The following is a 25147-nucleotide window of genomic DNA, read 5'->3' on the forward strand; positions in this document are numbered from 1 at the left end:
CGCCGGCTCAGCAGCGCTTGGGTGCGGGAACCCCGACGTCGACCGGGAGCTGCCCCTGCGCGCGAGCCTTGCCCTGCAGGACCTGGACCAACGCCCGCATCGCGGGGACGCCACGACCGTAGAGAGCGATCTTGGTCGGCGCAGCGCTGGACGCCAGCCCGTACGGCGCGTCGGTCGAGACCACGACGTCGCCCGACCCGCCCGAGGACCCCGGCCCGAGGAACACGACCGTCGTCCCCGCTCCGACGGGCAGTCCGGCCTCTTCCGCGGCGGTCCGGAAGGCCGTGACCGCCTCGGGCGATCCCACCGGGACGACCCCGGTGATCTTCGGGACGGGGCACGGGTGGGCCACGATCGTGGCGGCCGCGGCGCTCAGCGCCTGCGACTCGGCCACGTGGCTGCCCGGCTTCCCCGGCAGCTCGGGCGAGGACTGTGCGTGCAACAGGTACGCGATCGTGCGGGCCGCGGAGCGACGGGCCTGCTGCTCGGGGATCTCCCCCGACCGCAGCGCCTCGAGCACCGCGTCGTACGCCTCGTCGTTGTCGGCCGGCATCAGGGCGAGGTCGCTGCCCGCCTTGATCGCCTCGACGGTCGCGTCGCCGCCCGGATAGCGGTTCATGACCGCGCCCATGCCGAGGGAGTCGCTGATGACGAGCCCGTCGAAGCCCAGGTTGTCGCGCAGCCCGCGCGTGATGACCTTGTGCGACATCGAGGCCGGCACGCCCTTGTCGATCGCGGGCACGTCGAGGTGGCCGGTCATGATGCCGGGGGCGGCTTCCGCGACCGCCGCCGCGAACGGCACCAGGTCGTGGCTCCGCAGCCGCTCGCGGTCGCTGCGCAGGACCGGCAGGCCCTCGTGGCTGTCCTCGTCCACGTTGTGGCCGGGGAAGTGCTTGACCGCCGAGATCATCCCGGCCTCGGAGTAGCCGTCCACCGCTGCGACCACCGCGCGCGCCACCGTCTCGGGCTCCGAGCCTGCGGAGCGGCTGCCGATGATCGGGTCGGCGGGGCCGATCGTGATGTCACCGTCGGGGGCGAAGACCGTGTTGTAGCCCGCGGCACGCAGCTCGGCGCCGGAGGCCCGCGCCGCGGCGGTCACGACGGCCTCGCCGCGAGCGCCGTGCCCCGCGACAGCCGCGCCCGCGGACATGAAGCTCGGGAACGTCGTGAGCGGATCGGCCAGGCGCGCGACCAGCCCGCCCTCCTGGTCGATCGGCACCATGACGGGGAAGCCGCGGTCCTTGCCCGCGTCCTGCAGCTGTCGGTTGAACGCCTTGACGCTGTCCAGCGGGTCGTCGGTCGTGACATCGAGGATCTGCTGTCCCGTCACCATCACGCCCGCGAAGTGCTTGTCGCGCACGAGCTCGAGCGACGACTCGTTGGAGAAGCTGCGCGCGATGATGAGCTGTCCGGCGAGCTCCTTGAGCGACAGCCCCTCCGCGAGAGAGCGCGCCTGGTCCTTCTCGGCCGCGGTCGGCCCCCAGCCGGCCGGCTCCTTCGCGGCCTTCGCCCGGGGCGCGTCGCCCGCGCTCGGGGCTGCCGCTGGGGAGCCGGGCGACGAGGTGTCGCGGTCCGCCCACCACACGACGCCGCCCGCGACGACGAGCGCCACGACGGTCAAGCCGATGAGGACGGCCAGGCGACGGGCCCGGCGTGAGGCCGACACCTCAGGCCGCGACCACGTGGGTCACGGGCATGCTCGAGTCGACCGGCAGGTCGAGCGCGGACGGGGCCACACCGCGTCGTACGACCTCGGCACCGAGCGCGGCAACCATCGCGCCGTTGTCGGTGCACAGCCCCATCCGCGGGATGCGCACCTTGATGCCGGCCTTGGCGGCGCGCTCCTCGGCGTAGTGACGCAGCCGTCCGTTGGCGGCCACCCCTCCCCCGATGATCAGCGTGTCGACGTCGTGCTCGACGCACGCCGCGATCGTCTTCTTGGTCAGCACGTCGCAGACCGCGTCCTGGAACGAGGCGGCGACGTCGGCGGTCGAGATGCTCCGCCCCATGCGCTGCTCGTGCTGGACGTGGCGGGCGACCGCGCTCTTGAGCCCGGAGAAGGAGAAGTCGTAGCGGTGCTTGTCCAGGTCGCGTCCGGTCGTGAGGCCTCGGGGGAACGCGATCGCAGTCGGATCGCCGTCGCGGGCGACCCGGTCGATGTGCGGTCCGCCCGGGTAGGGCAGGTCCAGCAGGCGGGCGACCTTGTCGAACGCCTCGCCCGCGGCGTCGTCGATCGTCTGACCGAGCATCGTGATGTCGGTGACGATGTCGTCCACGAGCAACAGCTCGGTGTGCCCCCCGCTGACCAGGAGCGCCGCGACCCGCTGGTCGAAGCGGCCGTGCTCGAGCTGGTCGACCGCGACGTGGGCGGCCAGGTGGTTGACCCCGTAGAGCGGCTTGTCGTGGGCCAGCGCGAGCGCCTTCGCCGCCGCGACGCCGACCAGCAGCGCACCGGTCAGGCCCGGCCCGCTGGTCACCGCGATCGCGTCGACGTCCTGCACCCGGATGCCCGACTCGGCGTACGCCTGCTCGAGCGTGGGCACCATCGCCTCGAGGTGCGCGCGGCTCGCGACCTCGGGCACGACGCCGCCGAAGCGCACGTGCTGCTCCATGCTCGAGCTCAGTGCGTGCGCGAGCAGCTCGGTGCCGCGCACGATGCCTACTCCGGTCTCGTCGCAGGACGACTCGATACCCATCACCAACGGTTCACTCACCAGCACATTGTGTCAGGGTGGGCAGATGGCACGCACCGACGACATCCCCCAGGCGTACGACGAGCGGTCGGTCCTGCTGCAGGTGCTGCACTACGCGCAGGACACCGCGGTCATGAAGGTCAGTGGCTTGAGCGAGGAGCTGGGCCACCGGGCGCCGCTCGCGGGGTCACCGCTGATGAGCCCCGTCAACCTGCTCAACCACCTGCGCTGGGTCGAGCGATCGTGGATCAACGCCGATCTGTTCGGCGGGGAGGACGACGCGCCGTGGAGCGAGGAGGACCCGGATGCGGAGTTCCGCCAGGGCGAGAGCCTCACCGTCGCCGAGGTGATCGACCTGTACGAGCAGGAGGCCGCCCGCACCCGCGCAGTCTTCGCCGAGGTCGACCTCGACATGGTGCGCCGCGGCGGACGCATCGAGCATCCGGTGACCGCGCGGTGGATCCTGCAGCACCTCATCGAGGAGACCGCCCGCCACAACGGCCACCTCGACATCCTGCGCGAGCTCGCCGACGGCTCGACCGGCGACTGACTACTCCTCGATGCTGACCTGTGACCGGTCGAACGCGACGTAGCCGCTGAAGTCGCTGCCCACGCGGTCGAATGCGGTCGGGATCGGGTCGGGGTAGGACCAGCCGCCGTCACGCGCGACGTCGTCGCCCGATCCGACGTTCCAGTACTGCGCATCGCCCTTCCACGGGCAGTGGTAGGCCGTGGGACTCTTCTCGAACGCACCGTCGGCCAGGCTCGACGGCGGGAAGTACCAGTTGCCCTCGATCTTCACGAGGTCCTCGGTGGGCGCCTCGGCGACGACCGTGGACCCGACGACTGCCTTCATGTGTGCCTCCTGGGTCTGTGCCTCCCAGTCTGCACCCGCGGGTCGAGCCCCGCGAGGTCTCAGCGGCCGGCAGAACGCCGGGCAGCGCGGGCGGCGTACTCCTGCTCGTCGAGCCGTGCCGCCTCCTCGAGCGTCGGGGCGGTGCCGCCGTGGCGAGCCGGGGCCCACCACTGGCCGACGGGGCTGAGGGGGTACTCGAGGATCGCTCGGTCCAGCAGGTCGCTCATCGCCGCGCGCAGTCGTGCGGTCTCGGCCACGGGGTCCTCCCCCGTCACCTCCAGCGGCGCACCGACGTGCAGGCCGATCGTCTTGCCCCGGCCCGTCAGGTCCGACGGGTGATCCTTGGTCTTCAGCAGCTGTGTGCCCCACGTGACCATCGGGATCAGCGGGACGCCTGCCTCGGCGGCCATGCGCACGGCTCCGGTCTTGAGCTCCTTGATCTCGAACGCGCGGCTGATCGTGGCCTCGGGGAAGATGCCGACGATCTCACCCTCACGGGCGTAGCGAACCGCGTCGTCGTACGACTGCTGGCCGTTGTCGCGGTCGACGCTGATGTGGTGGTACGAGCGCATGACGGGCCCGGAGACCTTGTGGTCGAACGCGTCCTTCTTGGCCATGAACCGCACCAGGCGACCGCTCGGCTGGGCCGCGAGCCCGTCGAAGATGAAGTCGACGTAGCTGATGTGGTTGGCCGCCAGGATCGCGCCGCCGGTGCGGGGGATGTGCTCGGTTCCGGTCATCTGGAACTTCATCCCGAGGACCTTGAACAGCGTCTTGGCGGTCAGGATCGTGGCCGGATACGTGAAGTCGCGCATGGCGCCAGAGTAGTGCACACGCGTGCACTCGGCGGGTGGCCGAGTGCACGCGTGCAGTAGTTGGTGGCGGTCAGTCCTCGATGACGTGGACCGCGGCCTCCTCGGCGCTCGATGCGGCGCCGTCGATCCCGACGTCCTCGCCGATGAGGTCCTTCTCGGTGTCCTCGCCGATGCCGCCGTCGGGGTCGACGAGACGGCCGGCGCGCTCCGCCCCGACCTCACCGTCGTCGAGGACCTCCTCGTCCGCGACGGCGTACGGATCGGGCTCGGGCTCCTCCTGGCGGAGTCGCTCGTCCAAGGTCTCACCTTCCAGCTGCTCCTCGGCGGTCGTGCCGAATCCCTCGCCCCGGTAGCTCTCCGGCGGCGAGTACCCCGAGTCCAGGACCTCGTCGGGATCCGCGAACACGGCGTCCTGATCGAGGATCTCCGTGGGCTCGTTCGTGCGCTCGTTGGGTGTCTCAGTCATGCTTCCAGCGTCGCACGCCGACGCCGACACGCAAGAGGAGCGGGCGCCTCGACCAGCAAAAAAACCCAGCCCAGATTTGCGGGCTCCTGCACCGTTCCGCGCTACGGATTCGGTGCAGGAGTCCGCAAATCTGGGTTGGGGGTGACCGGATCCTGCGGTGCGGCTCTCACCGCCACTCCGCGATCGTGAGCTCCATCACGAGGGCGTCGACACCGCCTGCGTAGTAGCCGCGCCGGGTGCTGATCGTGTCGAACCCGAACGACTCGTAGAGGCCGATCGCGGGCGCGTTGTCGGCCGCGACCTCGAGCAGCAGGCGCCCCGCGCCGAGATCGCGGGCGCGGTCGACGAGCTCCTCGAGCACGTCCCGCGCAATCCCCCGGCCCCGCGCACCCGGCAGCACCGCGATGCGGTCCAGGTCGGCGGTCTCCCCCGCCAGCGACACGGCTCCGTACGCCGTCAGGTCGTCGTCCACCAGCACGACGTGCCGGTCGCTGACGACCTCCTCGCGCACCAGGGCCTCGCTCCACGCGGAGCCGCCGAAGCAGGCCTGCTCGATCGCGGCGATCGCGGCGACGTCGGCCTCCGTGGCCTCGCGGGTCATGCCCGCTTGGACGAGGCCTGCGGCACCGCGTCGGGCCGGCGCAGGTAGAGCGGCTCGAGTGGCACCTGCACCGCACGCCCGGAGGCCACGAGGTTCGCGAGCACCGCCGCCCGCGGGTCGCCGGCCTCGCCCGACGCGCGCAGGACGCCGTCGTAGAGGTGGGCACCGCGCCCGTACGCAGGCAGGTCGGGGTGCTGGGCCGCCAGGTCCGCGGGCTTCAGCACGTGGGGTCCGTCCAGGCGCACGTGATCGGCCCCGTAGCGGGCCCAGTAGACCTCCTTGCGGCGGGCGTCGGTCGCGACCAGGAACTCACCCTCAACCTGGACGTCGGCGGCGACGACGTCGAGCGAGCACACGCCGTGGGTCGTCAGGCCGAGGGTCGAGCCGAGGGTCAGCGCGGTGACGACGCCGACGCGCAGCCCTGTGAAAGGGCCCGGGCCCACGCCGACCGCGACGTCGGTCAGGTCGGCCATCGTGGCACCCGCCCGGGACATCGCCTCACGGATCGCGGGGGCGAGGAGCTCCCCGTGCGCCATCGCCCCCTCGCCGTACGCCTCGGCGATCACCCGGGTGCCGTCGTGGACGGCAACGGTGATCGCAGGAGTGGCGGTGTCGAACGCGAGGAGGAGCACGGCGCTAGCCTACGAGCCGAGCAGCGTGGAGCGGAGCGGGACACCGACCCAGCGGGGGCCGTGCGGCTTGATCGTGACGACGCGCGGGTCGACCTCGTCGGGGACGTCGCCGTCGTGCGGCGTGCCGAGCGGGTCGATCGGGCGCGGGCCACGGACCTCGATCTTGACGTGCAGCCAGCTGTCGGCGAGCTGTTCGGCCATGCCGTCGCCCCACTCCACGACGGTCACCGCCGACTCGGTCGTCGAGTCCAGGTCGAGGTCGTCGATCTCGCTGAGATCGCCCAGCCGGTAGGCGTCGACGTGCACGAGCGGGGGTCCGTCGACCAGCGAGGGGTGGGTGCGGGCGAGGACGAACGTGGGCGACGTGATCGGGCCGCGGACGCCGAGGGCCTCCCCGAGGCCCTGGGTGAACGTCGTCTTGCCGGCCCCGAGATCGCCCGACAGCACCAGGAGGTCGCCGGCGCGCAGCAGCGGCGCGAGCCGCGCTGCGAGGGCCTGCATCTCCTCGGCCGTCGGCACTTCACGCGCAAGCCACAACGTCTTGCCGAACTCGATGAACGGCTCGTCCCGGCCCACGGGCTCGTAGCGGCGCCGCGACCAGAACTGCACGGTGTCCGGCAGCTCCTCACGGACGTCGAGCCAGATGCCGTCCTTGCCGCGCTCCTCCGCGGTGTCCTCCGCGACGCCCACCATCGCCGAGGCGACGCCCCGGGCCTGGATGTCGGGATCGACGCACACGCGGCGAAGGCCCAGCTGGCCCGGCCGCGACTCGTCGAACAGCATCGCGCCCATCGGCAGGCCCCGGCGCTCGACGAGCAGGCCGCCCGCGGTCGCGAGGGTGTGAGCGACCGACTCGACGGTCTCGTCCAGGGCGGTGCTCGGCGGGTCCAGCACGGGACGGGCGCCGAACGAGCGGTGGATGATGTCGACGATCACCTCCGCGTGCTCGGGCCCCGCGTCGATGACGTTGAGAGCGTTGCTGCCGGTCATGACTCGATGTCCTCCAGGACGTCCTCGATCGCCCGGGTGACGGTCTCGTGAGCCTCGAACGGGGCCATGTGGCCGACGTCCTCCAGCACGATGAGCTTGGCGTCCGGTATCCGGTCGGCCAGCACGCGGGCGTGCTTGATGGGGGTCAGCAGGTCCGCGGTGCCGCCGATGACGGTGGTGCGGGCCCGGCCGAGATCGCCCAGACCTGCAGTCAGGTCCAGGCTGACGAAGTTGGGGTAGAAGTCCATGAGCACGCGGGTCGGCGCGCGCAGGATCATCTCGTTGACCATGTCGACGTGGCGCTCCGCGGCGCGCGGGCCGAGGGCCCACCGACGGATGACCGAATAGCTGTTGAAGCGGCGGCCCCAGTCCAGCACGGGGGTGCCGGCGCGCAGCAACGGCACGAGGTAGCGAAGAGCCGGGCTGCTGCGCATGAGCCGGCCCGAGCTGGTCGAGACGAGCACGACCCCCTCGACGCGGTCGCCGAACAGCTCCGGCCGCGTGCGGGCGAGCTCCATGATCGTCATGCCGCCCATCGAGTGGCCGACGAGCACGATCGGGCCCTCCGGGACGACCTGCTCCAGGACGGTCTCGAGATCGTCCGCGAGATCGGCCAGCGAGGAGTTGCCGGCAGACGATCGACCCGAGCGCCCGTGGGAGCGCATGTCGACGAACACCGAGCGCACGCGTCCGCGCAGCGCGAGGCGCTGGTAGTGCCACAGGTCGCTGTCCTCGACCCACCCGTGCAGGAACACGACCGTCGGGGTCGGGTGATCGGCCTCCTCCACCTCAACGTGCAGCGCGACCCCGTCGGGGGCCAGCAGCGACAGGGGCGTGCTGCGCACCGACCCGAACTCGACGTCCTCACCGCGTCGGCGGCGTCGCCCCGTGCGGTGGCGGCCGTTGAGCAGCGTGGCGACCGTCCCGGCGGCCACGAAGGCTCCTGCGGTCGTCGCGAGCTTCGCCGTTCTCCTCATGCGCCACCCTCATAGGTCCGGACGATGCGGCCACCCAGCCGGGTGACCACCTCGTACGCAATGGTGCCCGATGCGGTTGCCCAGTCCTCTGCGGTGGGTTCGCCGTCGTGGCCGGGACCGAACAGGACGACCGCGTCGCCGCGCCGTGCGGACCGCTCGCCCAGGTCGACGACGAACTGGTCCATGCACACCCGACCGACGAGGGGCACCCGCGCGCCCGCGGCCAGCACCTCCGCACGGTTGGACGCCGAGACCGCGATGCCCTCGCCGTATCCGAGGGGCACGAGGCCCACCGTGGTGTCGCGCTCCGCGGTCCAGGTCTGGCCGTACGAGACCTTGGCCCCGGCGGGGATGCGCTTGACCTGCGCCAGCCGGCCGCGCAGCGTGAGCACGGGCGTCAGCGGGGTCTCGTAGGTCATGCCCGGGTCGGGACGGATGCCGTAGGCCGCGATGCCCACGCGCACCATGTCGAAGTGGGCCGACGGCCGGGTCAGCGTCGCGGGCGAGTTGCAGAGGTGGCGCAGCCCTGGCTCGATCCCGGCGGCGGTCAGCTCGTCGACCGCAGCGACGAACACCGCCTCCTGTGCGTCGTTGGCGGGATGGGCGGGCTCGTCGGCGCACGCGAAGTGCGACCAGATGCCGGTGACCTCGACGCGTCCGGCCGCCTGCGCCGCCGCGGCAGCCGCGACGAGCGCGGTCCACTCCCGGCCGAGCGCGCCGTTGCGCGACAGGCCCGTGTCGACCTTGAGCTGCACCCGGGGACGACGCGGCGCGGCGGCCAGGATCTCGGCCAGCTGATCGGTCGACGAGGCAGTGACCTCGACGTCCGCCTCGACGGCGGCCGCGTAGTCGGCGCCGGGTGCGGCAAGCCAGCACAGGAGATCGCCCGTGTCGCCCGACTCCCGCAGGGCGAGCGCCTCGGCGAGCGTCGCGACACCCAGCCAGTCGGTTCCCGCGGCACGAGCGGCGCGGGCCATCGGGACCATGCCGTGGCCGTACGCATCGGCCTTCACGACCGTCATCTGCGCCGACGAGGGCGCACACGCCGCAAGCGCCTCGAGATTGGCGCCGAAGGCGTCGAGGTCGATGACCGCCTCTGCCTGTGGTGCGGTCATCGTCAGTGTCTCCAGTCGCGGACGTCGTCGAGCAGGCCGTCGTGGAAGGCAGCGACCGTGCCCGGGAGCGCGGCGGCGACGGCGGACGCCGTGACGGGCCCTCCGGGGTTGGCCCGGACGCTCGCGGCACCGTGCAGGAACGCCGCGAGGGAGCCGGCGTCGTGCGGGTCCGCGCCGGCGGCCATGAGCGATCCGGCGAGGCCGGCGAGCACGTCGCCCGATCCCGCGGTGCCGAGCCACGGCGAGCCCGTGAGGTTGACCCGGGTCGGGCGTCCGGGCGTCACGACGAGGGTGCGGGCACCCTTGAGCAGCACCGTGGCCCCCCACCGCTCGGCCGCGCGCGACGCATGGGCCAGCGGCTCGGCCTCCACGCTCGCGCGGTCGGTGTCGAGCATCTGGGCGAGCTCGCCCGCGTGGGGCGTGAGCAGGGCCGGGACGTCGAACGATCCGGGCAGGTGCTGCAGGCCCGAGGCGTCGACCAGCACCGGCACGTCGTCCTCGAGCGCCATCGACAGCTGGCCGGCCCCGTCGTCGCCACCGCCGGGGCCGACGACCCAGGCCTGCACACGTCCTCGGCCGACGACGACCTCGGGGGCACGGTCCACGATGCGCCTGCCGAGCTCGTCGCTGCCGACGAACCGCACCATGCCGGCCAGGCCCGCCTGCGCACCTGCGACGCAGAGGTGCGCCGCGCCCGCGTACTGCTCCGAGCCGGCCGCGATGCCGACGACACCCCGCGCGTACTTGTGGCTCGTGGGGCTGCGGAGCCAGTCGAAGAGATCGTCCAGCAGCCAGGAGTCCGAGGGCTCGATGGCCTCGACCGACGCGGCCGGCAGGAACGGGCCCAGGCCGATGTCCACGAGCTCGGCGATCGACGTGCCGTTCCAGCCGGCCGCTCCGCTCGCGGGCGCGACCAGCAGGGCGTTCTTGTAGGTCCCGAAGGTGATCGTCGCATCGGCCCGCACGTGGGCCCCGGGCACCGTCGCCCCGTCCACGTCGACGCCGGACGGCACGTCGACGGCGATCGTGTGGGGCCGGGCCCGGGCGATCCACTCGGCCCAGTCCGCCGCCCGTCCGGTGAGGCCGGGGCGCGCGCCGATCCCGAAGACCGCGTCGAGGCAGTGCCGCTGGTCGGTCGGCTCCTCGACCACCCGGGCGCCGGCGCCCAGCGCGGTCGCGAGACCGTCTGCGTGCACCGTGCCGGGGTCGAGCAGGCACAGGTCGACCCGGACCCCGCGATCCAGCAGGTGCGCCGCGGCGTAGAGCGCGTCGCCCCCGTTGTTGCCCGGGCCGATCAGCATCAGCACCACCTCGCCCGCCGCGACGTGACCGAGGGCGTCGGCGAGGCCCCGGGAGGCGCGGCGCATGAGCTCGCCGTCCGGCAGCGTGGCCGCGAGGGCGGCCTCCGCGGCGCGGACGTCCTCGACCCGGTGGGACCTCAGCATTCGGCCACCACGAACGCCGTCGCCACGGTGGTGTCGTGCGAGATCGACAGGTGCGTCGCCGTGACGCCCAGCTCGGCCGCCCGGTCGAGCGCGGCACCGTGCAGCTTCAGCTCGGGCGCACCCTGGGCGTCGCTGACCACCTCGATGTCCTGCCATGACATGCCCGCAGGGGCCCGAAGGGCCTTGACGAACGCCTCCTTGGCCGCGAAGCGGCCCGCCAACGACTCCAGCGGCAGATCGGCCTCCGCCGCCGTGAACAGCCGGTTGCGCAGCGTCGGCGTACGCTCCAGCGACGCCGCGAACCTGGGGATGTCGACGACGTCCACGCCGATTCCGAGGATGGTCATGCGGTGGTCCCGAGGATCACTCGACCGTGACCGACTTGGCGAGGTTGCGGGGCTGGTCGACGTCGTGGCCAAGGAGGCTCGCGAACTCCGCGGCGAATATCTGCAGCGGTACCGTCGAGACGAGGGGCTGCAGCAGGGTGGGGACCTTGGGCAGCCGGATCAGGTGATCGGCGTAGGGCACGACGTCCTCGTCACCGTCCTCAGCCAGCACGATCGTGCGGGCACCGCGCGCGCGGATCTCCTGGATGTTGCTGACGGTCTTCTCCTGCAGCTGGTCGCGGCCCTTGGGCGGCACGATGACGAACACCGGGAGGCCCTCCTCGATCACCGCGATCGGGCCGTGCTTGAGCTCACCTGCGGCGAAGCCCTCGGCGTGGATGTAGGCCAGCTCCTTGAGCTTGAGCGCACCCTCCAGGGCCACCGGGTAGCCGACGTGGCGACCGAGGAAGAGAATCGAGCGCGAGCCGGCGAGCTCGGCCGCGAGCTTGCGCATCTGGTCGCCCTCGTCGAGCATCCGCTGGATCCCGTCGGGGATGCGACCGATCTCGGCGAGGATGCCGTCGATCTCGTCGCCGTACTTCATGCCCTTGACCTGCGCGATGTAGAGGGCGAGGAGGTAGCACGCGACGACCTGGCTGAGGAAGCCCTTGGTCGAGGCGACCGCGACCTCCGGGCCGGCGTGCGTGTAGATGACTGCATCGGACTCGCGGGGGATCGTCGAGCCGTTGGTGTTGCAGATCGACAGCACGCGAGCGCGCTGCTGCCGGGCGTAGCGAATCGCCATGAGCGTGTCCATGGTCTCGCCGGACTGGCTGATCGTGACGACCAGCGTGCTCTTGTCGAGGATCGGGTCGCGGTAGCGGAACTCCGAGGCCAGCTCGACCTCGCACGGCGTGCGCGTCCAGTGCTCGATCGCGTACTTGGCGACCATCGCGGCGTAGAACGACGTGCCGCACGCGATCACGATGATCTTGTGGACCTCGCGCAGCTCATCGTCACTGATGCGCATCTCGTCGAGCTGCAGCAGGCCCCCGGGTGTGTAGCGCCCCAGCAGCGTGTCGGCGACCGCCTGGGGCTGCTCGTCGATCTCCTTGAGCATGAACCACTCGAAGCCGCCCTTCTCGGCAGCCGACACGTCCCAGTCGACGTGGTACTCCGTGGTCTCGGCGGGGTGCCCGTCGAAGTCGGTCACGACGATGTCGTCGGGCGTGATCGTGACGACCTGGTCCTGGCCGAGCTCGACGGCGTCGCGGGTGTACTCGATGAACGCCGCGACGTCCGAGCCGAGGAAGTTCTCGCCGTCGCCACGTCCGACCACGAGGGGCGAGTTGCGGCGGGCGCCGACGACCACGTCGGGCTGGGCGGCGTCGCAGATCACGAGCGTGAAGGCGCCCTCGAGGCGGCGGCAGACCGCACGCACCGCGTCCGACAGGTCGGGGGTGCGCTCGAGCTCGTCGCGCAGCAGGTGGGCGACGACCTCGGTGTCGGTCTCCGAGACCATCTCGTGGCCCCGCTTCTCCAGCTCTGCGCGCAGGGACGCGAAGTTCTCGATGATGCCGTTGTGCACGACCGCGACGCGACCCGTGTCGTCGAGGTGCGGGTGCGCGTTGACGTCGTTGGGCGCACCGTGGGTGGCCCACCGCGTGTGCCCGATGCCGGTGTGCGCGACGGGCAGCGGGTGCGCCGCGAGCTCGGCGTCGAGGTTGACGAGCTTGCCCGCCTTCTTGGCCGAGAGGAGCTCACCGTCGTGCACCAGGGCGACGCCGCCGGAGTCATATCCCCGGTACTCCAGGCGTCGCAGGCCCCCCATGACGACGTCGAGAGCCGAGCGCTGACCGACGTATCCGACAATTCCACACATGGTTCCTAGGGTAGCGAGTGCGGCCCACCTAGGGCCGAGTGCAGCGCCGGAGCGTCAGCCGCGCCACAATGGCGGCATGACGCGCGACCAGTCACCGTACGTTGAGCTCGAACGGGCCGCATGGGCCGAGCTCGCCGGTGACGTCCCCCAGCCGCTCAACCCCGACGAGATCGAGCGGGTACGCGGCCTCGGCGACGAGCTCGACCTCGAGGAGGTCCGCCAGGTCTACCTGCCGATGACGCAGCTGATCAGCATGCGCGTACGCCTCGCGGCCGCCCTGTACGAGGCGACCGAGGAGTTCCTGCACGCCCCCCAGTCGCGGCGCACCCCGTTCGTGATCGGCATCGCCGGATCCGTCGCAGTCGGCAAGTCCACGACCGCCCGCCTGCTGCGCGAGCTGCTGGCCCAGTCCCCCGACCACCCCGTGGTCGAGCTGGTCACGACCGACGGCTTCTTGTTCCCCAACGCCGAGCTCGAGCGCCGGGGGCTGCTGGATCGCAAGGGTTTCCCCGAGTCGTACGACCGCAAGGCCCTCCTGCGCTTCGTGATGGAGGTCAAGTCCGGTGTCGAGGTCGTGACCGCCCCGGTCTACTCCCACCTGACGTACGACCGCACCGACGAGGTCGTGACCGTCAAGGCGCCCGACATCGTCATCGTGGAGGGCCTGAACGTCCTCGCCCCCGCACGACCCCGCGGCGACGGCTCGCCCGGCCTGGCCGTCAGCGACTTCTTCGACTTCTCGATCTACGTCGACGCGTCGGGCAAGGACCTGCGCCGCTGGTACATCGACCGCTTCCTGACCCTGCGCAAGACCGCCTTCGCCGATCCCGCGTCGTACTTCCACCGCTACAGCTCGTTCTCCGACGAGGAGGCGGTGCAGCGCGCGAGCGAGCTGTGGGACACGATCAACTACCCCAACCTCAAGGAGAACATCGCCACGACACGTGGCCGTGCCTCCCTCGTGCTGCGCAAGGGACCCGACCACGCCGTGAGCTGGGTGCGCCTGCGCAAGATCTGAGCCCACGGACCGAGGTCAGATCGTTCGCACGTACTCCCCGGCCCAGGCGCTCTGCCAGAAGCCGAGCCGCTCGTTCACCGCGATCATGTGGGTGTTGCTGGCCGCATTCCACGTCGTGATGCGCCGCCGGCCCTCCAGCAGGTCCGCCGCGGCCTGCATCGCGTGGATCTTGAGCGCGAGACCGAGCCCATGACCGCGGTGGGCCGGACGGACGAGGGTGTCCCACTGATAGACCTCGTCACCCTCGCCGGGGAAGGCCAGCTGGGTGTGGCCCGCGAGCGAGCCGTCGGGGGCACGGGCGACCGACACCTGCATGATGCGGCCGACCCGGGCCAGGTCGGCCTCGTCCTTGCGGACCCGTGCAGCGTCCCAGTGCTCGTTCTCCAGCCCGATGTCGCCGCTGGGCGCCTCGGCATTGAGCATCCGGCGCAGGTCTGCGTACTCGTCGAGCCACTCCTGCGGGCAGGGGCCGCGCCACGTCTCCAGCGTGTACGCGGGGTCGAGCACGAGGGGCGGCACGTCGGCGGGCAACGTCAGCTCACGCACCGCGTCCACGATGTCGAGCGTGAACCCGCGCGCCTCCGCGAAGGCACGCCCCGCATCCGTCTGCTGGTCGACCGCCCACACCGCCTCCCCGAGAGCGATCGTGCGTCCGTGCTGACGTCCGATGTCGAGCAGCGCATCGAGCACGGCCGAGCCGTGACCCCGGCGACGGTGCTCCGGCGGCACGAACACCTCCACGAAGGCGATCGCCGTGTTGTCCTGCAGCGCCATGACCGCCGTGCCGCCCGCGACCGCGAGACCGTGGACGTCCCGGGCGACGACCGCGGCCTTGGTGCCGTACGCGTCGTCGGTCAGGTTGACGCGCTTCTCGATCGCCAGGTAGGGACCGTCGAAGGTCCGTGTGTGCGCTCGTGCGTAGAGACCGTAGAGCTCCGCGAACGCCGCGTCGTCGGACACGTCGACGCGCTGGACCCTGGTCATCCCTCGACCCTACGGCTCCGGCAGGTCCAGGAGCGGCAGGTGCTCGGCCCGCACGATGCCGGCCGACACCGCGTACTCGACCAGCCGCGAGCGGCGCGACGTGGCGAGACGGCCCGCCCCGCCGTAGAGACCCTTCACGCCGTTCCTGGCGAGCCTCTCGCAGACGTTGTCGAGCTTGCGGTTGAAAGTCGTGATGGGCACCCCGAGGCGCTCCGCCGCGGCCGCGCTGGTCGGCACCGCGCCGGGCGCTCCACCCCTGCGCCGGAGCACCGGCTCGGCGAGCGCCAGCACCAGGCGCAGCTGGGACGGGGTCAGCTCGACGGCACCGAGCGTCTCGTCGCCCGATCCCGTGACCGGTGCGGGAGACCCGGAGTAGGCCGGCTCGTCGCAGTCGACGGTGACCTCGTACATCGTGTCGCCCGCCGTGAACAAGATGGCCTGGCTCGCCATGACCACCGGCAGCCGCGACCCGGGGCCGATCCAGGACTGCAGGGTTCCCGCGTCGCCGCTGACCGTGACCGTCAGCCGGGTCCCGACGTTCACGATCCACCAGAAGCCGGCCTCGTGGCGCAGCTCGACCGCACGCCGGTGCAGATAGGGGTTGTCCTCGTCGACGACCAGGTCGCCCTCGCGGCCGATCGTGAAGACGTCGCCCGGCTCCACGACGAGCTCCTCGCCGCAGAACTCGATCGTCAACCGGCTCATGGCGCCACCTCCGGATCGATGTGCTTCATCCGCCATGGTGCCGTGCCGTCCCTCCGCCGCGCGCGCCGAGGCGGTCAGCGCACCGCGACCTTGACGGTCGTGCGGGCAGCGGCCGTGCTGGACGTCCCCGCGTAGTCGACGTGGAACGTCCGGGTGCCGGCGGGCACGCCGGTCAGCGTCACCGTGCCGACGCCCTTCGCGAGGGAGACCGTGCGGCGGACGTCCTTGCGCGAGACCGTGATCGTCCCGCTGGGGTGGTGGCCCGTGGCGCGGCGGGTCACCTCGACCGTGAACGTGGCCCGACCGGTGCCGGGCCTGGACGACACGCCCAGCCGGGCGGTCGACTTCAGCGTGGTGGTCAGGCGCTCGACGAGCGCGCCCTCGTCCAGCGAGAAGACCTGCGGCTGCGTGCTGCCGGCGATCGTCTGCCACCGCGTCGCCCAGATGTTCTTCGGGTCCTCGAACCGCAGCTGCACGTCGTTCGGCGCCTCGGTGGCCAGGTCGTATCGTCCCGTCGACCACGTGCGGGTGGACCCCGCATATCGGCTCGTGCCCACCACGCGAGGCCTGACGGAGATCCCCCGGAGCCGCTCGCCGCTCGTCGAGGTCACGATGCCCTTCACGTGGGCGAGGCGGTGGTCGAGCACGTGGGCCTTGACCGTGGTGGTCGCGCCCTCCTTCACGGTCAGCTCCGTCGCGGCCGTCTCGGAGAACACCTCGTCATGGCACTCCTGCCGGTACGTCGAGGAGGTGTCGCGGTAGCAGAGGGTGTACGTGCCGGCCGGCAGCCCGCGGAAGCGGTACGTCCCCGCGGCGTCGACCCCGCGGTCCACGTCGTACCTCTTCGTCGAGAGGTTCTCGTACACGCTGCTGTCGGGACCGTCGACGATCTCCGCGCGGATGGACGTGGGGGACGCACCGTCTGCCCGGGTGACCTTGCCGGTGATCGTGCCGGCCGGCTTCAGGGTCACGTTGCGGGTGACCGTGCGCGACCGGTTGCCCATGAACTCCCGACGCGCCGTCACGCCGCGTTGGCTCGGGTCGCTCACGACGACGTTGTCGTACCACCACGTCGTGCTGCTGCCGGCGGGACGGGTGAGCGAGTAACGGCCGGCGCTGTCGGTCGTGACCGTCTTGTAGCGGTCGTACGCATCGCCGCTGTCCCCGTCGCGGCGCACCAGGGTCACCTTGGCCCCGGCCAGGGGTGTGCCCGCGATCGTGACCGTGCCCTTCACGGTGCCACCCGGGACGGTGGTCGCGTCGGCCGGTGCCACGAGCAGACCGCCGCCGACGACGACGGCCGACAGGAGCCCGACGAGCGGGCGGATCGTGCGGCGGTGCTGGGTCATGATGTCCTCCGAGAGCTCGCTGACGCGCATCACCTCTGACGCTAGGCGGCGCCCGTCCCGCCGTCCATGGGCAGAGGTTCCCTCAGCGGCGCCGTTCGGCGCCCCGGCATGCCGGCTGCCGTCGGATAGTGTGGATCGCACCCCAGAGCCCAGCGCACCGGCCAGCTCGCTCGCTCCCAGGAGACGCACATCGTGCCAGCACGCGGTCTTCCGCCCCCTGAGCTGGACGGCTTCACCTTCGTCCGGCTCATCGGCCGAGGCGGCTTCGCCGATGTGCACCTGTATCGACAGGCCGTCCCGGCGCGCGAGGTCGCGGTCAAGGTGCTCCACCCGGTCGTCGCCGCCGAGACGGACATCGAGTTCTTCCACGCCGAGGCGAACGTCATGGCCCAGCTGTCCGGGCACCCGTCGATCGTGCCGATCTTCCAGGCCGACGTCGCGGCGGACGGACGGCCCTACATCGTGATGGAGTACTGCCCCGGCCCCAGCCTCGGGGAGCGCTACCGGATCGAGGAGATCCCGCTGTCGGACGTCCTCGAGATCGGCATCAAGATCTCGGCCGCGGTCGAGACCGCCCACCGCGCCGGCATCCTGCACCGTGACATCAAGCCGCACAACGTCCTCACGAACGCGTACGGCACACCCCTGCTGACGGACTTCGGGATCGCGACGGCCACCGACGACCCGCAGACGACCGAGACGACGCTGTCGGTGCCGTGGGCCCCGCCCGAGGCGTTCCGCGGCACGGCCGCCAAGGACGTGCGCAGCGACGTGTACTCGCTCGGCGCCACGGTCTACAGCCTGCTCGCGCGGCGGTCGCCGTACCAGCGCGACGACCAGCCGAACGACGCGATCGCGATGGGCATCCGCATCTCCACCGAACCCTTGCGCCCCACCGGGCGCAGCGACGTCCCGGCCGCCCTCGAGGAGGTGCTGGCCCGGGCGATGGCCCGGTCGATCCACGACAGGTACGCCTCGGCGCTCGACTTCGCTCAGGCCCTGCAGCGCGTCCAGATCGACCTGGGCCTGCCACCGACCCGTATCGAGGTGCTCGACTCCTCCGCCGACCCCCGGCGCGCCACGGCCGTCGTGGACGACCTCACCACCGTTCGCCCGATCACGCTGACCGTTCCCGAGGGAGCACCGGCCGGCACCGGCTCCGGCCCCCGCCCACGACCGGGCTCTCCCGGACGGACCTGGGCGAGGCGGGCAGCGGCGCTGCTCGCGGTCGCGGCGGTCGTCGCGGGGGCCCTGGCCTTCCTGCGTCCCGACGACGCCCCCTCCAGCGACGGACCGCTGCCGAGCGTCGTCGGCGCGGCCTACGACAACCCCGCGTGCACCGAGGAGTACATCCTGCAGCTCACCCGGGGCAATCCGAGAGGCTTCGCCGAGCGGATCAACGCCGTCTCCGAGCTCGTGCCGGACGTGAAGTACCTCCGCGGCTCGGACGCGTGCGAGACCTACGATCCGGTCAACCGCGACGGCGAGCCCTACTACCTCGCGTGGACAGGTCCCTACGCCACGCTCGAGGACGTGTGCACCGCACGCCGCGAGGCCGGCATCAGCGAGGCGATCCCGCACCTGCTCGACGCAGATCAGCGCGGGCGCAGCTTCTGCGTGTGCCTGGAGTCCGTCGACGACCTCCCGGCGCTCGACAGCTCGACCGACACCTCGTTCGACGAGGGGCTTCTCGTCAACGAGCTGCAGCAGATCCTGCTGATCCGCGGCTACCTCGACGAGCCCCGCACCGACGAGGGCATCGGCATCATCGCCCAGGGCTTCGACGCCCCGACGACCGCGGCGCTCAAGGCGTACCAGGCCGACCGGGGCATCGCGCCCGACGGCCGCACCGGGTCCGCGACCTGGAGCGCCCTCAAGGCCGAGGAGTACGACAGCGGACGGCCGGTGTGCCCCTGAGGACCCCGCACCACCCGGGGGTGGTCACAGCGACAGCGTCGAGCGGACCACACCGGCCAGGTGCTCGGCCACCTCGGTGGCCTGCTCGGCCGTCGCCGCCTCCACCATCACGCGCACGAGCGGCTCGGTGCCGGACTGGCGCAGCAGCACCCGGCCCGTGTCGCCGAGCCTCGACGACGCGATGGCCACCTCGCCCAGCAGCGTCGGATCGGTGTCGGCGCGGGACTTGTCGACGCCCGGGACGTTGATCAGCACCTGCGGCAGGCGCGTCATGACCGACGCGAGCCGCGACAGCGGAGTGCCGGACTCGGCCATGCGCGCGGCCAGGTGCACCGCGGTCAGGACCCCGTCGCCGGTGGTCGCGTAGTCGCCCATGATGACGTGGCCCGACTGCTCGCCGCCCATGTTGAAGCCACCGGCACGCATCGCCTCGAGCACGTAGCGGTCGCCGACGGCGGTCTGGATCACGGAGATGCCGGCGCTCTCGAGCGCCTGGACGAAGCCGAGGTTGCTCATCACCGTCGCGACGACCGTGTCGTCGGTCAGGCGTCCGGCGTCGCGTGCTGCGAGCGCCAGGATCGCCAGGATGTGGTCGCCGTCGACGACCGCGCCGGTCTCGTCGACCGCGAGGCAGCGGTCGGCATCACCGTCGAAGGCGAAGCCTGCGTCCGCGCCGTGCCGGACGACGGCGACCTGCAGGTCGTCCAGGTGCGTCGAGCCGCAGTTGTCGTTGATGTTGAGGCCGTCGGGCTCGGCGTGGATCGCGATGACCGTCGCGCCGAGCTCTTCGAACACCGCAGGACCCACCTCGTACGCCGCACCGTTCGCGCAGTCCAGCACGACCCGCAGGCCGTCGAGCGGACGCGGGCAGGTCGACACGAGGTGCTTGACGTACGCCGCCACACCCGCGTGGCTGTCGCCGATGCGACCGACGCCGGCGCCGGTCGGCCGGTCCCACGGCTCCTCGAGGCGATCCTCGATGAGGACCTCGAGCTGGTCGTCGAGCTTGAGCCCGCCGCGGGCGAGGAACTTGATGCCGTTGTCGGGCATCGCGTTGTGGCTCGCGGAGATCATGACGCCCATGTCCGCCTCGAGGAAGGAGGTCAGGAACGCCGCTCCCGGCGTCGGCACGACGCCGAGGCGGTGCACGTCCACGCCGGCAGAAGCAAGGCCCGCGACCACCGCAGCCTCCAGGAACTCTCCTGAGGCGCGGGGATCGCGGGCCACGACTGCTGTGGGGCGCTGGTCGGCGAAAGCACCGACCTCACCCAGGACGTGGGCCGCGGCGACCGCGAGGTCGACTGCGAGCTCGGCCGTCAGATCACGATTCGCGACACCGCGAACGCCATCGGTGCCAAAGATCCGGCCCACGAAGACTCAGCGCTTGCTGTACTGCGGAGCCTTACGAGCCTTCTTGAGACCAGCCTTCTTGCGCTCCTTGATGCGCGAGTCGCGCGTCAGGAGTCCGGCCTTCTTCAGCACCGGGCGGTTGGCCTCTTCGTCGATCTGGTTGAGCGAGCGGGCCACGCCGAGACGCAGGGCGCCGGCCTGACCGGTCATGCCACCACCGGTGACGCGCGCGATGACGTCGAAGCGGTCCTGCAGACCCGTCTCGGCGAAGGCCTCCTTGGCAATCTGCTGGTGCAGCTTGTTGGGGAGGTACTCCTCGAGCGGCTTGCCGTTGACGGTCCAGACGCCGGTGCCCGGCACGATGCGGACGCGAGCGATGGCCTCCTTGCGGCGGCCCGTCGCAGCACCCGGAGCGATCGTCGCGGGCTTGCTGGAGGTCTCGGAAGCGCCAGCTGACTCGGAGGTGTAAGCAACACCCTCGGAGTTGGTCTGGAACTCGGTGGTCTCTTCGGTGGTGGTCTCAGCCACGATGCGCCTGCTTCTCTTCTTTACTGGGAGATCTGCGTGATCTCGAACGGCTGGGGCTTCTGGGCGGTGTGCGGGTGCTCGGGGCCGGAGTAGACCTTGAGCTTCGTGATCAGCTGATCACCCAGACGGTTCTTGGGGAGCATGCCGCGGACCGACTTCTCGATCGCCTTGCGGGCATCCTTGTCCAGCAGGTCACCGTAGGCGATGGACTTGAGTCCACCCGGGTAGCCGCTGTGACGGTACGCGAGCTTGTCGCGACGCTTGTTGCCCGAGAGGGCAACCTTCTCCGCGTTGACGATGATGACGAAGTCGCCACCGTCGACGTGCGGAGCATATGTCGGCTTGTGCTTGCCGCGGAGCAGCGTCGCAGCCTGGACGGCGAGACGGCCCAGAACGATGTCCTCGGCGTCGATGACGTGCCACTGACGGGTGATGTCAGACGGCTTGGGGCTGAACGTGCGCACGGCGTGACCTTCTCGTTCTTCGATGGTGGTGATCCTGAAACAAACTCTATGGTGGTCGCAACCCATGACGAATCCGCTGGGTTCGACGACACACTAGGTTAACCGGCGGTTGAGGCTCGGGTCAAAACGAGGTCCGTCCTGGCACCCCGTTGCCCCGTGAGGTTTGCCTCACGTCTAAGTTGATAACCGGTCCGCGCCACCGTAGCGGACCGTTCAACCCGTCACAGGAGACCCATCGTGACCGAGAACCAGACCCTGACCGTCCGAGACAATCGCTCGGGCGAGGAATTCGAGATCCCGATCACGGATGGCACCATCCGCGCGGGCGACCTCGGCAAGATCGGCAAGACGGACGATGAGCCCGGACTTGCGGTCTACGACCCCGGCTTCACCAACACCGCCTCCACGCGCAGCTCCGTCACGTTCATCGACGGTGACAAGGGCATCCTGGAGTACCGCGGCTACCCGATCGAGCAGCTGGCCGAGAAGTCCACGTTCCTCGAGGTCGCCTACCTGCTCATCCACGGCGAGCTGCCCACCAAGGAGCAGCACGAGCAGTGGGTGCACGAGATCACGTTCCACACGTTCGTGCACGAGAACGTCAAGTCCCTGATGCAGGGCTTCCGCTACGACGCGCACCCCATGGGAATGCTGCTGTCGAGCGTCGGTGCCCTGTCGACGTTCTACCCCGAGGCGCGCAACATCAGCGATCCGCAGGTGCGCCACGAGCAGGTCGTGCGCATGATCGCCAAGATGCCGACGCTCGGCGCATGGTCGTTCCGCCACGCCCAGGGCAAGCCGTACGTCTACCCCGACAACGACCTGTCCTACACCGAGAACTTCCTCTCGATGCTGTTCAAGATGTCCGAGCCGAAGTACGACCCGGACCCGCGCCTGGCCAAGGCCCTCGACGTCCTGCTGATCCTGCACGCGGACCACGAGCAGAACTGCTCGACCAACGCGGTGCGCTCGGTCGGCTCGAGCCAGGTCGACCCCTACTCCGCGGTCAGCGCCGGCATCGCGGCCCTCTACGGCCCGCTGCACGGTGGCGCCAACGAGGCCGTGCTGAAGATGCTCAAGCGCATCGGCAGCAAGGAGAACATCCCGGCGTTCATCGAGGGCGTCAAGAACGGCGACGAGAAGCTCATGGGCTTCGGTCACCGCGTCTACAAGAACTACGATCCGCGCGCCACGATCATCAAGAAGGCCTGTGACGACGTCTTCGAGGTCACCGGGGTCAACCCGCTCCTCGAGATCGCCCAGGAGCTCGAGAGGATCGCGCTCGAGGACGAGTACTTCGTCAAGCGCAAGCTCTACCCCAACGTCGACTTCTACTCGGGCCTGATCTACGAGGCGCTGCAGTTCCCGCCCGAGATGTTCACGGTCCTGTTCGCGATCGGCCGCACCCCGGGCTGGCTCGCACAGTGGTCGGAGCTGGTGGACGACAAGGAGCAGAAGATCGCTCGTCCCAAGCAGATCTACACCGGCGACCGTCAGCTGGAGTTCATCCCCGCTTCCGAGCGCTGGGCCTGACCCACACCCCCTCGAAAGGCCCTCACCGTCCGCGGTGGGGGCCTTCGTCGTGTGCGCCGAGCGTGGGACTACCGTGGGCCGGGTGCGGCTGCGACTGGATCTCTCCTACGACGGAGCGGGTTTCCGCGGCTGGGCCGTCCAACCGGGCCTGCGCACCGTCCAGGGGGAGGTGGAGACCGCGCTCGCGACCATCCTGCGCCGGGACACCGCTCCCCAGCTGACCTGCGCAGGGCGCACCGACGCGGGCGTCCACGCCCGCGGACAGGTCGCCCACGTCGACCTCGAGGACGTCGATCCTCCGGCGCTGGAGCGCCGGCTGCGCCGCCTGCTCCCGCCCGACATCGCCCTGCGCGGCCTGACGGTCGCGCCGGAGGGCTTCGATGCCCGCTTCTCCGCGCTGCAGCGCCGCTACGTCTACCGCCTGTGCGACTCCCCCGCCGGCCCTGACCCGCTCGTCCGGGGCAGCGTCGTGGGCTGGGGACGCCCGCTCGACCCGTCGTTGATGGACGCGGCGGCCGACCACCTGCTCGGCGAGCACGACTTCGCGTCCTTCTGCAAGCGTCGCGAGGGCGCGACCACGATCCGCACGCTGCTGGAGCTGCGCACCGACCGGCGCGGCGACGTCCTGGAGACGACCGTGCGCGCGGACGCGTTCTGCCACTCGATGGTGCGATCCCTCATGGGCGCGCTCGTCGCCGTGGGCGAGGGCCGGTACGCACCCGAGTGGGCCGGCCAGATCCTCGCCGGTGCGACGCGGGACGCCCGGGTCAAGGTGATGCCCGCGCACGGCCTGGTGCTGGAGGAGGTCGTCTATCCCGCCGACGACGCCCTGGCCGCACGGGCCCACGAGTCCCGGAGGCGACGCGACGAATGAACGTCCGTCTCGCCGTCGTGACCCCCATGACCTTCCAGGCCCTGGCCGCGGGCGACATCGTCGCGGCACAGGCGCAGCTCGGCCTGCCCATCCCGCAGGCGTTCGCCGAGGCGGTGGACATCTGGCGCTTCATGAACACCCTCGCGAACGAGCAGCCGGCCAATGCGGACTGGCTCATGCGGGCCGTGGTCGCGGACGACGTCATCGTCGGCAACGCCGGCTTCAAGGGGGCACCCGTGGACGGCCGGGCCGAGATCGGCTACCGGATCCTGCCCGATCACCGCCGCCGCGGACTGGCTCTCGCGGCGGTCCGGCTCCTGGTGGACCACGCGTGCAGCACCCCGGGGCTCGACCGGGTCATCGCCCGCATCGCTCCCGACAACGAGGCCTCCGTCCGGGTCGTGACGGCGGCCGGCTTCGTGCCGGACGGGGAGCACATCAGCCCGCGGTGGGGCCGCCAGCTCCAGTTCGCGATGCAGACACCCGGGCCCGACGCCTGACAGGATGGGGGCGTGGCAATCACGTGGGCGGAGGTCGTGGCGTACGCCGTGACGCTGCCCGAGGTCGCGGAGTCCACCTCGTACCGCACGCCGTCGCTCAAGGTCGCCGGCACGCTCATGGCCCGCCTGCGCACCGAGAGCGAGGGCGGCCTGGCCGTCAAGTGCTCGCTCTCGGACAAGGAGGCCCTCGTGAACGGTGAGGACCCCGCCTACTACACGGTTCCGCACTACGACGGCCACGCGTACGTCCTGGTCGACCTCGAGGTCGTGGATCCCCAGGAGCTCCGCGAGCTCGTCGCCGACGCCTGGCGCATCGCCGCCCCGCCCTCCCTGCGCAGGCGGCTCGACCTGTGACCGGCTTGCTCACCTCGGTCCTGGTGACCCTGGCCCTCTCCGCCTCCCCCGTCGGGCCTCCGCCCACCGGGGGCGTCGCGGACTACCAGCTCGGCGGTGCGTACGCGCCCTCACCCGATGTCGACATCGTGACCCGCGACCGCACCGAGAAGCCCGTCGAGGGCCGCTACTCGATCTGTTACGTCAACTCGTTCCAGACCCAGCCGGGCACGCTCAGGTGGTGGAAGAAGAAGCACCCGAGGCTCCTGCTGCGCGATCGCAAGGGGCACCTCGTCCGCGACGCCGACTGGCCCGACGAGGTGCTGCTGGACATCCGCACGTCCACGCGACGGGCGGCGATCGGCCGGCTCAACCGGGCCTGGTTCGCCCAGTGCGAGCGCAAGGGCTTCCAGGCCGTCGAGCCCGACAACCTGGACTCGTGGACCCGCTCGCGCGGGCTGCTCAAGAAGTCGTACGCGATCAACTTCGGCAAGCGGCTCGTGCGCGAGGCACACCGCTCGGGGGTCGCGATCGCGCAGAAGAACGCTCCCGAGCTGAGCCGCAAGCGCATCGGCTTCGACTTCGCGGTCGCCGAGGAGTGCGAGGTCTACCGCGAGTGCGGGGCGTACACGCGCACGTACGGGACGCGGCTGATCGAGATCGAGTACACCGACAACGGGCGCAGCGCCTTCGCCCGGGCGTGCGCGGCTCGTTCGGGCCGGGCATCGATCCTGCTGCGCGACCGCGACGTCGTCCCGAGGGGCGCCAAGGGGTACGTCTTCCGGTCCTGCTGA

Annotated in this window: 27 protein-coding genes; 8 read left to right on the top strand and 19 right to left on the bottom strand. The window is 71.1% G+C overall.

All coding sequences use genetic code 11. The annotated features are described in order from the left end of the window. Window positions 1–7: 7 nt before the first annotated feature. Together GEV26_RS14705 and tsaD are read right to left on the bottom strand one after the other, a co-directional pair. On the bottom strand, window positions 8–1666 hold the full coding sequence (locus GEV26_RS14705; RefSeq protein WP_153654254.1) for a glycoside hydrolase family 3 N-terminal domain-containing protein: 1659 nt from the start codon (window positions 1664–1666) through the stop codon (window positions 8–10). A 1-nt stretch (window position 1667) separates the two neighbouring features. After that, window positions 1668–2714, bottom strand: coding sequence for a tRNA (adenosine(37)-N6)-threonylcarbamoyltransferase complex transferase subunit TsaD (tsaD, locus tag GEV26_RS14710; protein WP_243838775.1), 1047 nt, complete (start codon window positions 2712–2714; stop codon window positions 1668–1670). Between the two features lie 25 nt (window positions 2715–2739). On the opposite strand from tsaD, the gene GEV26_RS14715 reads away from it, so the two are divergent. After that, window positions 2740–3243: a DinB family protein gene (locus GEV26_RS14715; protein WP_153654256.1), complete on the top strand. Its 504-nt coding sequence runs from the start codon at window positions 2740–2742 to the stop codon at window positions 3241–3243. Here the strand turns inward: GEV26_RS14715 and GEV26_RS14720 are convergent, their stop codons facing one another. The 11 genes from GEV26_RS14720 to glmS all read right to left on the bottom strand — a co-directional run bounded on the left by GEV26_RS14720 (window position 3244) and on the right by glmS (window position 12798). After that, entirely contained in the window at window positions 3244–3549 is a 306-nt protein-coding gene (locus GEV26_RS14720) for a DUF427 domain-containing protein (RefSeq protein WP_153654258.1), read from the bottom strand. It lies immediately after the preceding gene. A 59-nt stretch (window positions 3550–3608) separates the two neighbouring features. Beyond that, complete coding sequence (locus GEV26_RS14725; protein WP_153654260.1) at window positions 3609–4364, bottom strand: lysophospholipid acyltransferase family protein; 756 nt, start codon at window positions 4362–4364, stop codon at window positions 3609–3611. Between the two features lie 70 nt (window positions 4365–4434). Continuing rightward, window positions 4435–4830 carry a DUF5709 domain-containing protein gene (locus GEV26_RS14730; RefSeq protein ID WP_153654262.1) on the bottom strand — a complete coding sequence of 132 codons (396 nt, stop codon included), beginning with the start codon at window positions 4828–4830 and terminating at the stop codon, window positions 4435–4437. 166 nt (window positions 4831–4996) lie between these two features. After that, a complete protein-coding gene (gene rimI / locus GEV26_RS14735; RefSeq protein ID WP_153654264.1) occupies window positions 4997–5431 on the bottom strand; it encodes a ribosomal protein S18-alanine N-acetyltransferase in 435 nt (144 codons plus the stop codon). Beyond that, on the bottom strand, window positions 5428–6063 hold the full coding sequence (gene tsaB / locus GEV26_RS14740) for a tRNA (adenosine(37)-N6)-threonylcarbamoyltransferase complex dimerization subunit type 1 TsaB (protein ID WP_153654266.1): 636 nt from the start codon (window positions 6061–6063) through the stop codon (window positions 5428–5430). The genes rimI and tsaB overlap by 4 nt, the downstream gene beginning before the upstream one ends. Window positions 6064–6072: 9 nt before the next feature. Continuing rightward, a complete protein-coding gene (gene tsaE / locus GEV26_RS14745; RefSeq protein WP_153654268.1) occupies window positions 6073–7053 on the bottom strand; it encodes a tRNA (adenosine(37)-N6)-threonylcarbamoyltransferase complex ATPase subunit type 1 TsaE in 981 nt (326 codons plus the stop codon). Next, entirely contained in the window at window positions 7050–8030 is a 981-nt protein-coding gene (locus tag GEV26_RS14750; RefSeq protein ID WP_153654270.1) for an alpha/beta fold hydrolase, read from the bottom strand. The genes tsaE and GEV26_RS14750 overlap by 4 nt, the downstream gene beginning before the upstream one ends. Next, window positions 8027–9145, bottom strand: a complete 1119-nt coding sequence (gene alr / locus GEV26_RS14755; protein ID WP_153654272.1) for an alanine racemase — start codon at window positions 9143–9145, stop codon at window positions 8027–8029. The genes GEV26_RS14750 and alr overlap by 4 nt, the downstream gene beginning before the upstream one ends. 2 nt (window positions 9146–9147) lie before the next feature. Continuing rightward, window positions 9148–10590, bottom strand: coding sequence for a bifunctional ADP-dependent NAD(P)H-hydrate dehydratase/NAD(P)H-hydrate epimerase (locus tag GEV26_RS14760; RefSeq protein ID WP_153654274.1), 1443 nt, complete (start codon window positions 10588–10590; stop codon window positions 9148–9150). Beyond that, complete coding sequence (locus GEV26_RS14765) at window positions 10584–10937, bottom strand: holo-ACP synthase (RefSeq protein ID WP_153654276.1); 354 nt, start codon at window positions 10935–10937, stop codon at window positions 10584–10586. The genes GEV26_RS14760 and GEV26_RS14765 overlap by 7 nt, the downstream gene beginning before the upstream one ends. A 16-nt stretch (window positions 10938–10953) precedes the next feature. After that, window positions 10954–12798, bottom strand: a complete 1845-nt coding sequence (gene glmS / locus GEV26_RS14770; protein ID WP_153654278.1) for a glutamine--fructose-6-phosphate transaminase (isomerizing) — start codon at window positions 12796–12798, stop codon at window positions 10954–10956. Window positions 12799–12874: 76 nt separating this feature from the next. On the opposite strand from glmS, the gene coaA reads away from it, so the two are divergent. Next, window positions 12875–13816: a type I pantothenate kinase gene (gene coaA, locus GEV26_RS14775; protein WP_153654280.1), complete on the top strand. Its 942-nt coding sequence runs from the start codon at window positions 12875–12877 to the stop codon at window positions 13814–13816. Between the two features lie 15 nt (window positions 13817–13831). On the opposite strand, the gene GEV26_RS14780 is transcribed toward coaA, so the two are convergent. The 3 genes from GEV26_RS14780 to GEV26_RS14790 all read right to left on the bottom strand — a co-directional run bounded on the left by GEV26_RS14780 (window position 13832) and on the right by GEV26_RS14790 (window position 16884). Then, window positions 13832–14800, bottom strand: coding sequence for a GNAT family N-acetyltransferase (locus GEV26_RS14780; RefSeq protein WP_153654282.1), 969 nt, complete (start codon window positions 14798–14800; stop codon window positions 13832–13834). 9 nt (window positions 14801–14809) lie between these two features. Beyond that, a complete protein-coding gene (locus GEV26_RS14785) occupies window positions 14810–15505 on the bottom strand; it encodes an FHA domain-containing protein (RefSeq protein ID WP_153654284.1) in 696 nt (231 codons plus the stop codon). Between the two features lie 74 nt (window positions 15506–15579). Continuing rightward, the gene (locus tag GEV26_RS14790; RefSeq protein WP_153654286.1) at window positions 15580–16884 is read right to left on the bottom strand and encodes a transthyretin-like family protein; all 1305 of its coding nucleotides are present in this window, start codon (window positions 16882–16884) and stop codon (window positions 15580–15582) included. A 162-nt stretch (window positions 16885–17046) separates the two neighbouring features. On the opposite strand from GEV26_RS14790, the gene GEV26_RS14795 reads away from it, so the two are divergent. Then, window positions 17047–18771 (top strand): serine/threonine-protein kinase, encoded by a 1725-nt coding sequence (locus tag GEV26_RS14795; RefSeq protein ID WP_153654287.1) that lies wholly within the window; start codon window positions 17047–17049, stop codon window positions 18769–18771. 24 nt (window positions 18772–18795) lie between these two features. Here the strand turns inward: GEV26_RS14795 and glmM are convergent, their stop codons facing one another. The 3 genes from glmM to rplM are packed head-to-tail and all read right to left on the bottom strand — an operon-like array spanning window position 18796 to window position 21113. Further along, window positions 18796–20142: a phosphoglucosamine mutase gene (gene glmM / locus GEV26_RS14800; RefSeq protein WP_153654289.1), complete on the bottom strand. Its 1347-nt coding sequence runs from the start codon at window positions 20140–20142 to the stop codon at window positions 18796–18798. Between the two features lie 6 nt (window positions 20143–20148). After that, on the bottom strand, window positions 20149–20649 hold the full coding sequence (rpsI, locus tag GEV26_RS14805) for a 30S ribosomal protein S9 (RefSeq protein WP_153654291.1): 501 nt from the start codon (window positions 20647–20649) through the stop codon (window positions 20149–20151). A gap of 20 nt (window positions 20650–20669) precedes the next feature. Then, on the bottom strand, window positions 20670–21113 hold the full coding sequence (gene rplM / locus GEV26_RS14810) for a 50S ribosomal protein L13 (protein WP_108579662.1): 444 nt from the start codon (window positions 21111–21113) through the stop codon (window positions 20670–20672). A 237-nt stretch (window positions 21114–21350) separates the two neighbouring features. On the opposite strand from rplM, the gene GEV26_RS14815 reads away from it, so the two are divergent. From GEV26_RS14815 to GEV26_RS14835, 5 genes are all read left to right on the top strand, one after another. Beyond that, window positions 21351–22646 (top strand): citrate synthase, encoded by a 1296-nt coding sequence (locus tag GEV26_RS14815; protein ID WP_153654293.1) that lies wholly within the window; start codon window positions 21351–21353, stop codon window positions 22644–22646. An 82-nt stretch (window positions 22647–22728) separates the two neighbouring features. After that, window positions 22729–23520: a tRNA pseudouridine(38-40) synthase TruA gene (gene truA, locus GEV26_RS14820; RefSeq protein ID WP_153654295.1), complete on the top strand. Its 792-nt coding sequence runs from the start codon at window positions 22729–22731 to the stop codon at window positions 23518–23520. Then, entirely contained in the window at window positions 23517–24020 is a 504-nt protein-coding gene (locus GEV26_RS14825; RefSeq protein ID WP_153654297.1) for a GNAT family N-acetyltransferase, read from the top strand. The genes truA and GEV26_RS14825 overlap by 4 nt, the downstream gene beginning before the upstream one ends. Window positions 24021–24032: 12 nt before the next feature. Beyond that, on the top strand, window positions 24033–24374 hold the full coding sequence (locus GEV26_RS14830; protein ID WP_153654299.1) for an MmcQ/YjbR family DNA-binding protein: 342 nt from the start codon (window positions 24033–24035) through the stop codon (window positions 24372–24374). Continuing rightward, complete coding sequence (locus tag GEV26_RS14835; RefSeq protein ID WP_208430740.1) at window positions 24371–25147, top strand: endo alpha-1,4 polygalactosaminidase; 777 nt, start codon at window positions 24371–24373, stop codon at window positions 25145–25147. The genes GEV26_RS14830 and GEV26_RS14835 overlap by 4 nt, the downstream gene beginning before the upstream one ends.

It is taken from the genome of Aeromicrobium yanjiei (assembly GCF_009649075.1).
GTDB classification, from domain to species: domain Bacteria; phylum Actinomycetota; class Actinomycetes; order Propionibacteriales; family Nocardioidaceae; genus Aeromicrobium; species Aeromicrobium yanjiei.

What these genes read in the sequence shown, in the direction of transcription:
- GEV26_RS14715 (WP_153654256.1), top strand. Translation starts at nt 2,740, where the DNA reads ATGGCACGCACCGACGACATCCCCCAGGCGTACGACGAGCGGTCGGTC.
- GEV26_RS14720 (WP_153654258.1), bottom strand. Translation starts at nt 3,549, where the DNA reads ATGAAGGCAGTCGTCGGGTCCACGGTCGTCGCCGAGGCGCCCACCGAG.
- GEV26_RS14725 (WP_153654260.1), bottom strand. Translation starts at nt 4,364, where the DNA reads ATGCGCGACTTCACGTATCCGGCCACGATCCTGACCGCCAAGACGCTG.
- GEV26_RS14730 (WP_153654262.1), bottom strand. Translation starts at nt 4,830, where the DNA reads ATGACTGAGACACCCAACGAGCGCACGAACGAGCCCACGGAGATCCTC.
- rimI (WP_153654264.1), bottom strand. Translation starts at nt 5,431, where the DNA reads ATGACCCGCGAGGCCACGGAGGCCGACGTCGCCGCGATCGCCGCGATC.
- tsaE (WP_153654268.1), bottom strand. Translation starts at nt 7,053, where the DNA reads ATGACCGGCAGCAACGCTCTCAACGTCATCGACGCGGGGCCCGAGCAC.
- GEV26_RS14750 (WP_153654270.1), bottom strand. Translation starts at nt 8,030, where the DNA reads ATGAGGAGAACGGCGAAGCTCGCGACGACCGCAGGAGCCTTCGTGGCC.
- alr (WP_153654272.1), bottom strand. Translation starts at nt 9,145, where the DNA reads ATGACCGCACCACAGGCAGAGGCGGTCATCGACCTCGACGCCTTCGGC.
- GEV26_RS14760 (WP_153654274.1), bottom strand. Translation starts at nt 10,590, where the DNA reads ATGCTGAGGTCCCACCGGGTCGAGGACGTCCGCGCCGCGGAGGCCGCC.
- GEV26_RS14765 (WP_153654276.1), bottom strand. Translation starts at nt 10,937, where the DNA reads ATGACCATCCTCGGAATCGGCGTGGACGTCGTCGACATCCCCAGGTTC.
- glmS (WP_153654278.1), bottom strand. Translation starts at nt 12,798, where the DNA reads ATGTGTGGAATTGTCGGATACGTCGGTCAGCGCTCGGCTCTCGACGTC.
- coaA (WP_153654280.1), top strand. Translation starts at nt 12,875, where the DNA reads ATGACGCGCGACCAGTCACCGTACGTTGAGCTCGAACGGGCCGCATGG.
- GEV26_RS14780 (WP_153654282.1), bottom strand. Translation starts at nt 14,800, where the DNA reads ATGACCAGGGTCCAGCGCGTCGACGTGTCCGACGACGCGGCGTTCGCG.
- GEV26_RS14785 (WP_153654284.1), bottom strand. Translation starts at nt 15,505, where the DNA reads ATGAGCCGGTTGACGATCGAGTTCTGCGGCGAGGAGCTCGTCGTGGAG.
- GEV26_RS14790 (WP_153654286.1), bottom strand. Translation starts at nt 16,884, where the DNA reads ATGCGCGTCAGCGAGCTCTCGGAGGACATCATGACCCAGCACCGCCGC.
- GEV26_RS14825 (WP_153654297.1), top strand. Translation starts at nt 23,517, where the DNA reads ATGAACGTCCGTCTCGCCGTCGTGACCCCCATGACCTTCCAGGCCCTG.